4 protein-coding genes are annotated in these 8,093 nt (G+C 42.2%); 3 read left to right on the top strand and 1 reads right to left on the bottom strand.

Going from position 1 to position 8,093, the window contains the following annotated elements; all coding sequences use genetic code 11:
- Positions 1-4,487: HYR domain-containing protein (locus tag HMPREF9074_RS09185; RefSeq protein WP_034540374.1), on the bottom strand; the 4,487-nt coding region annotated here is incomplete at its 3' end.
- 545 nt (positions 4,488-5,032) lie between these two features.
- Between HMPREF9074_RS09185 and murD the strand changes: the two genes are divergently transcribed.
- From murD to HMPREF9074_RS09170, 3 genes are all read left to right on the top strand, one after another.
- Entirely contained in the window at positions 5,033-6,367 is a 1,335-nt protein-coding gene (gene murD, locus HMPREF9074_RS09180; protein WP_009389507.1) for a UDP-N-acetylmuramoyl-L-alanine--D-glutamate ligase, read from the top strand.
- Positions 6,368-6,379: 12 nt separating this feature from the next.
- Positions 6,380-7,624 carry an FtsW/RodA/SpoVE family cell cycle protein gene (locus HMPREF9074_RS09175; protein WP_009389508.1) on the top strand — a complete coding sequence of 415 codons (1,245 nt, stop codon included), beginning with the start codon at positions 6,380-6,382 and terminating at the stop codon, positions 7,622-7,624.
- A gap of 80 nt (positions 7,625-7,704) precedes the next feature.
- The coding region (locus tag HMPREF9074_RS09170) for a ferrochelatase (protein WP_034540376.1) at positions 7,705-8,093 on the top strand (389 nt) is incomplete at its 3' end.

Below are 8,093 nucleotides of genomic sequence, written 5' to 3'. Positions count from 1 at the left end.
CAGCTTGATGGCAAAGCTGGCGAAGTCACCTCTATAGTATAGGTATCAGGATTATTGATAGTAAACGTTCTTACTGGCGAGTTAGAGGTAACAAATTGCTGACCGTTCTGAGGTACTACTACACCATTAGAGTCTTTCAACACATATTTATAAGCAATACCCGAGGTAGCCATCTTCACACGTATCTGCCCTGTTTCGTAGCTCGATATATTTCTATAATAATCTATTTCCCCTGAAAGAGCGTTGTTAAACACATCAAAGTAGAAATCTTTATAACAATCATTGTTAGCATTGCTAATACGCAAACGATAACTAGCACTAGTGCTAACAGTGAAAGAACTATTAGTACTTACGGTCTGCCACTTGCTGTCATCTTTATCAGGACAGTTCTGCGTGATATGCGTGTTACCTGCTTTTAGCTGCTGCCACTCTATCTTAGTATTGCGATAGTTAAGCGATATAGTACGCGAAGGCTCATTACACAAGATGATGTGGTTCATCCATATACTTTGGTCACTAGCACACACATCACCAGTGCTAAACTTAGCCCTGATAGGGTCTGCTATCTCTCCTTCACCTACTAATTGTATAATCTCTGTAGTAGTATAAGTAGTACCATTGCATTGCTGTATTTTCTCTACGCGATAAGTACCTGTGGCGGTAGCCTCTATATAATTATGGTTTAACGGATTAGCTAAGCGGGTCGTGCCTTGGTACCATATATACTGGTCAAAGCCTGCCACAGCTGTTATAGAGGTAGTAGCCGCAGCACAGTGTAGCTCAGTACGGCTACAACCTTGAGTAGAAATCTCAATAGTTTTAGAGCCTGTGCTAGTTTGTGCAGGTATAATACAACCCGCGCGCCCTCCTTCGTAAGTAAACGAATAAGAAGCGTGTAGCAAGTTCATACAAGGCTTACCTATCTCATTGCAATCGCCGTTGAGCGTCATTGGTATAAGAATAGTATTCTTTTGTCCTCCCGCATTAAGCGTTTGTATAGGTATCGAAAGGGTAAGGGTCGTACTAGTTTGTCCTAAAACAGTAGGTTTAGTAGAGATATTCCAAGCAGCCCCTGAAAAATCAGGCGTACCCACAGTAAGCGCTGGGTGGCTCGGTAGGGTAATCTGCATAGTAGCCGAGGTAACATTCTCTTGACCTTTATTCTGATAAGTAATGCGATAGTTAAAGCTTTCGCTATTTGCCAACTGACGGTTTATCACACCATTAGTACCATCTACGAAGTCATCACTCATCTCCATATTAATAGCTTTCGACTTCACTTCTACATTAAAGGTACAAGTAGCCGCATTACCAGCCGTATCTACAAACACATAAGTAACAGTGTGTAATCCTACATCAAAATGAGCACCGCTCTGGTGTGTCTGGCTCCACGTATCTATACGGCAGTCATCAGTAGCAGTAACGGTACCCCAAGTAGCTACACCATAACACTTACCTGCTTGTGTATTGACAGTGATAGTACCCGTAGGGCAGCCTGTAATCACTGGCGGCACATTATCGGCAGCAAAGTTTACAGTAACAGACGACACCCCTGAGTTATTAGTAACACAAAGAGAAGAGTCTATTAGTTTATACTCTACTATATAGGTGGTATTGCGTTTTACAGTATCGGTAACTGTTTGCGAGATACCCAACGAAGTACGGCTATTGTCTTTTTCTATTCTAAACCACTCTATATAAAATAGCTGGGTAGAACCTCCAAAAGTAAGTTTCACTTCATCGCCGTTACAAGGACTGGTACTATTAATAGTATAAGTGATAGGAGGAGCGGTATAATTACCTGTATCTACCCTTGCAGCTTCGTTATACACACGGCAAGCATGCGAAATCTCTACTACATAATTACCATTAGCCACATTTTTAAAGACATAGCTCGACACGTTAGACCCTTCTTGGAAAACAGGCGAAGTTTTCGCCACTGCGCCCCCTGTAGTTTTAAGGGTAAACTGAAGCGGATAGACTATATACTCCGGATTTTTAATATTAATCCCCACAAAGCCAGAATTAGGAGTTGCTCCACAAGAGCTACCCAACACCTCTAAATCTAACTCTCCTGTAGGACTGATAGTTAGGTAGGTTCTACTCGTATGCTTACTTACGATACCATCGCGATGAGGGTAGGCAAGATCTCGCAAATCAGGAGAGTCTATCATACTATAGCCGTTCACAGTAGAAGTAGGGTCATTAACATTCGTCCATTTCATATCTCCATTAGGAGCTTTCTCTTGCCCTTTCCAAGTACCTGTTTTAATACGTGCGTAATAATATCCGCGAGTTTCAAACAAATAGTCCCCTGTTTGCAAATCATTAAAAGTATCAGAAGCTTTATTGCTCGATTTTATTACTATATAATTACCCGAATTGTTTTTCTTTAGCAATCGATATTCTACCCCCATTATAGAGCCTCTCTCAGGGGCAGCTAATTCGTATGATATTTTTGAAGTATTAGCACAACCTCTTACTACTTTCACCTCATCCTTATCATACTGCATCGGGGTATCAAAGTTAAAATCTTTGTAAGTAGTATTATTACAATTATCAGTAAGAGTAAGACGATAGTTCCCCGCAGGAATATCACCAAACTGAAATAAACCCATTTCATTAGAGGTCTCAGGGTTTAACACTTCTTTTTCTATAGGGAAAGTATAAGTAACCGTGCGCAGACTCTCAAAAGGTAGAGAGGTAACAAAATCGTAGGTGCGTGTTGTGCCCATAGCCCCATCATCAAGGTAATCTATTTTTACCTTAATAGGATAGTTAAAATGAGCTCCTGAAAGCCATTTGCGTATAGAAACGGTACCCTTAAACGCTCCTTTATTAATTTCTAAGCCATTAAAACGGTCAGCTATTTGGTTAGGTAAAGTTTGAATATAAGTAATACGCTTAGGTTGGTAGCAAGAGATAGTTCCGTCTGCCTTTTTAGCCACGTACTTCACCATATAATAACCATCAGGGTTACCTCCTGAAAGGTCAGCATAGTTAGCGTTTATCCAATTATAGTTGGTACCAGGTATTAAAAGCCGCCACTTGGTAGGATCAGTTTCGTCCATATTATTAGAGGTGTAAGACTCATTCCAACCAGGATAGCCGGTACCTAAGTACCGGTATATTTCGTAATAATAGGCAGGTCCTGTAGCAGGAGGTGTTGGCGAAAAGTTAGCAGTACCTTGGAAGTCATTATACCAGAAATAGTTGCCAAATAGCAGCTTTTTAGTAGTGTCATCGGCATCGGGTAGATATATACTACGAAAATAATTCTCTACATATAGATACTTCTTAGTATTAGCTGGCGGACAAGGAACTGCTGGGTCTGGGTTTAGGTCTGAACGGTTAATCGCCTCAAGCATTCGCCCTCCATCTCTTTCTCTAAACAAAAACGAACCCTGTGCTTGCGAAGGGTTAGTAGAGTTCAACATCAAATCAAGTACATTCTTATCAAATTTGAACTTATGCTTAATAGGGGTCGGTCCTATATTAATTTGTATCTCAGCTATATCACCTTCTTCAAAATCATAATCCGACACAAACGAACGTGGGTAAGACACTTTAAGCCCTAACCATTCACTTGTATAAGTGGTACCTACAGGATAAGTACGCTGTAGTACGCCCGCACTGTCATAGCGTTTTACTACAGCTATATAAGGGTCTGCTTTAATGATATCATCAAAATCTCTCAACGATCCCCCATCAGTGCGTTCTATTTGGAATGAAAAGCTAAATTTACAATTAGCATTCATTCTCACCCCACTATTTTGATAGTTTATTCTCACATTTAAACAGCTAAGCGAAAGCTGTGAGGCTGGAATAGTGAAAGCACTTCTACTGGTATCGCCACAGTCGGGCGTACCTCCTGCTAAATCTTGTACACTTAGCTGATAGGTTTGCCCTGCTTTCAAAGGCTTAGCATCAGTACCTTGCACTGTAAGGGTAAACTTGGCAGGAGCTGCCGGTGCATTATGGGTTTGGCTGTACACCTCGCCATCGGGGCCTGTAATTTTTACCGCCAAAGGTCCCCTTACCCCTGCTGCTACAGCAAAAGTAATCTTACCATCATTGCCTGTACCAGCACAATTAGGACCTTGAGTGTTAACCGTAAAAGTAGGGGCTATATAAGTAGAAGCCACCGTAACGGCACGAGGCACAGAGCTTTTGGCAGTAGCCACCTCTATAAGTGTAATAGTGTGCACCCCAGCGGTAAGTAGCGTAAACTCGTGAGAGTCTTTGCCAGCCACTGCTATTTCGAGAGGCTCGGTAACGCTCGTTCCATTGGGTTTGTCTAATTTCACCTGTAGCTTAGTGCCTGCCGCCCCTATAGTAGGAGGCAGGGTTACTTTTATCTTAGCATCGGCACGACATTGCCCTGGCGTAACCGTATGGGTAAAGCCATTGAGGTTTAGGGACGTTTGCGCCGAAAGCCCAAAGATAGTTATTAGTACTAAAAGAATTGTTAGAAAAAAATTTTTCATAATGCTATGTGCTATATCTTGAAACTACTATATTCAATAATACTTTAATGCACAAAAGTACACATAATTGCCGACATAGCCAAACACCTTTTTATCAAATGTTAAAATCAGAGACTCTCATTTCACCTCCCCCTCCCTATTACTATATCTCATAATACTTACACAACTTTTTTATTATCAATACTATACAGCCTATTTACAGCACATTTCACCCTATAAAACCTACCTATAAGCACCCTATATTTTAACTTTTCCTATACAAAACTTTAACAATTCATAACAGTTTTATTAAGGCTATAGATTTTTTACACATTTCACCAATTTATCAATCAGAAAATTCAAAAATCAGAAAAAAATCCCCTTACCACCGACACAAAAACACTATAGGAACAATATAGGAACACTATAGGAAGACCGAACAATCACCCGTCTCACTTCTCTGCCCGTGCGGCTCGCACTGTTAAATCCAAATAAAAAATTTGTGCATTCCTATTTATTTTGTAATTTTGCAACCCAAACAAAAAGTTCTCTAAACACCCATTAAAATGAAACGTTTAGTAATATTAGGCGGTGGCGAAAGCGGCGTTGGTACCGCTATTTTAGCCAAACAAAAGGGCTGGAGCGTCTTCTTATCCGATAGAGGCGCCCTAAAACCCCAATACCGCGACATCCTATCCCGCCAAAACATCGACTACGAAGAAGGCTCTCACGACGAAGCCCGCATACTCGCTGCCGACTGCATAATGAAAAGCCCCGGCATCCCCGATAAGGCCGACATCATCAAAAAAGCACGCGAAAAACAGATACCTATTATTTCCGAAATAGAGTTCGCCAGCCAATATACCCATAGTACCATTGTAGCTATAACCGGCAGCAATGGCAAGACCACCACCACCCTACTCACCCACCACATTTTCAAACAAGCAGGGTTAGAAGTAGGCTTGGGGGGCAATATAGGCTATAGTTTTGCCGAGTTGGTAGCCCATAGCAATCCGCCTTATTATGTGCTCGAAATCAGCAGCTTTCAGTTAGACGGCATTGAGCATTTCGCACCCCATATAGCCGTGTTGCTCAACATTACCCCCGACCATTTAGACAGGTACGATTATAAGTTTGAGAATTACATAGCCTCTAAGTTTCGCATTGCTATGAACCAAACTGCCAACGATTACTTTATTTACGATGCCGATGACCCCGTGATAAACGACTGGCTCACCACCCACCCCCTAAAACCTAAGTGTATAGGTTTTTCAATCGAAAAAGAACTGAGCGAAGGAGCTTTCTTAAAAGACAACAAAATACATATTATGTTAGAGAATCAAACCACTGTAATAGACGTAGAAGAAATAAGCCTAAAAGGAAAACACAATATCAAAAATACTATGGCGGCAGCAGTAGCGGCGCGCTTAGTAAACATCCGCAACGCATCACTACGCGAAAGCCTCAAAGGGTTCCAAGGGGCAGCACACCGCTTAGAAGAGGTGAAAGTCGTTGAGGGCGTAACTTATATAAACGATTCTAAGGCTACCAACGTCAATTCAGTGTACTTCGCCTTAGACACTATCAAAACCCCTATCGTATGGATAGTAGGCGGACAAGACAAAGGCAATGACTACAACTCTCTGCTACCTTACGTACATCAAAAAGTAAAAGCCATAGTATGCTTAGGCGTAGACAATACCCCTATATTACAGTCTTTTTACAATGTCATCGACAATATGGTAGAAACCCGTTCTATGGAAGAGGCTGTAAAGATGGCGCAACGCTTTGCTACCGCTGGCGACACCGTATTGTTATCACCTGCTTGTGCGAGCTTCGACCTTTTCAAAAGTTATGAAGACCGTGGCGATCAGTTCAAAGCTGCAGTAGCTAAACTCTAATACCCGCAGCCAATGTTTGTGATTGATTGGATAGCCAAAAATATCAAAGGCGATAAGACGTTATGGGCGCTGATTGTTATCTTTGCTTTCATCTCGTCATTAGCGGTGTATAGCACCAGTAGCAACCTCGAGTACGTAGTGCGCACAGGCACTACCACAGCAGGCTATTTCTTCAAGCACTTTTTCTTTGTAGGCTTGGGTATCTCCACTGCTTTTGTTGTACATAAGATTCCCTATCGCTTTTTCCGCCCTGCCTCTAGGTTAGGGCTTCTCCTATCTGTAGGACTACTGCTTATGGCTATTTTTACCGGCACTACTATTAAAGAGGCGAACGCCAGTCGGTGGATTAACGTGTTAGGCTTCTCTTTTCAGCCTTCTGCCTTTGCCCTCATAGTGCTTATGGTCTATGTAGCCTCCTATTTGGCTAAAAATCATGACAAGAAAATCACCTTCAAAGACAGCCTGTTACCCCTCTGGACGCCAGTGGCTGGTATTACTGCCTTAGTGGTCTTTGCCAACCTCTCTACAGCCCTTATCATCGTCTTTTCGGTGGTGCTATTGGCTTTCTTGGGGGGATATCCGTTTAAGTATCTGCTCTATATTGCGGGTATTGGCATAGCGTTAGGCGGACTTCTATTCTTGTTTGCAAAAGCCTTCCCCGACCTTGCTCCTAGCCGTTTTTCCACTTGGGAAAGCCGAATAGATTCCTATTTTGCCCAAGACGAAAACAAAAAAGAGGTATACCAAGTTGAACTCTCCAAAATGGCAATTGCCAAAGGAGGCATTGTAGGGCAAGGGCCTGGCAAGAGCACTATGAAAAACTTCCTCCCTCAGAGTTCATCTGACTTTATTTACGCTATCATCACCGAAGAATACGGGTCAATGGGCGCCCTTTTCATTATGGCACTCTATTTTATTTTGCTATTTCGGTTAGTAGTGATTTCCCAGCAGGCGGCCACCCTCTTTGGACAGCTATTAGCTTTAGGATTAGGTATCCCGATAATGCTACAAGCCATCATCAATATGGCGGTAGCGGTAGAGCTAATGCCTGTCACCGGACAGAACTTACCGCTCATCAGTAGTGGGGGTACTTCCATTTGGATGACCTGCTTAGCTTTAGGCTGTATTCTTTCAGTCAGTGCTCGCAAACGCAAAGACGGCAAAATGGAAAAAGACAAGCCCGAAGCCGATGTCGAGGAAGAATTAGCCGAAAATATTATTAAAATCACAAAAGACGAAAAACAAAAGACGAAATGAGACGATTTACCGATTTGTAAATCGACAAATTAGCAAATTGACAAATTATTCGTACCTTTGCCCGCTATTAATATACTAAAATGCCAAAAGGAGTTTTACTTGTAAATTTAGGCTCTCCCGATTCGTTCGAGGTCAAAGACATCAAACGATATTTAAAAGAGTTTTTGATGGATGAGCGCGTTATTGATTATCCATACTGGTTGCGCTATCTTATCGTTCGTGGTATTATCCTCAACGTACGTCCACCAAAAACTAGCGAAGCCTATAAAAAAATATGGTGGGAAGAAGGCTCACCGCTGATTGTCATCAGCAAGCGACTAACCGCCAAAGTGCAAGCGCAAGTGTCAGTACCAGTGGTAATGGCAATGCGCTATGGCAACCCCAGCATCAGCGAGGGCTTGGCTGCCTTACACCAGCAAGGGGTTACTGAAGTACTCCTCATACCGCTATACCCTCAATATGCTATGGC

The sequence above is a fragment of the Capnocytophaga sp. oral taxon 329 str. F0087 genome, from assembly GCF_000213295.2.
Classification (GTDB): domain Bacteria; phylum Bacteroidota; class Bacteroidia; order Flavobacteriales; family Flavobacteriaceae; genus Capnocytophaga; species Capnocytophaga leadbetteri_A.
This window is presented reverse-complemented; position numbering and strand designations above follow the sequence as displayed.

Excerpts from the sequence above, each read along its gene's own strand:
- murD (WP_009389507.1), top strand. The coding sequence starts at position 5,033 with ATGAAACGTTTAGTAATATTAGGCGGTGGCGAAAGCGGCGTTGGTACC.
- HMPREF9074_RS09175 (WP_009389508.1), top strand. The coding sequence starts at position 6,380 with ATGTTTGTGATTGATTGGATAGCCAAAAATATCAAAGGCGATAAGACG.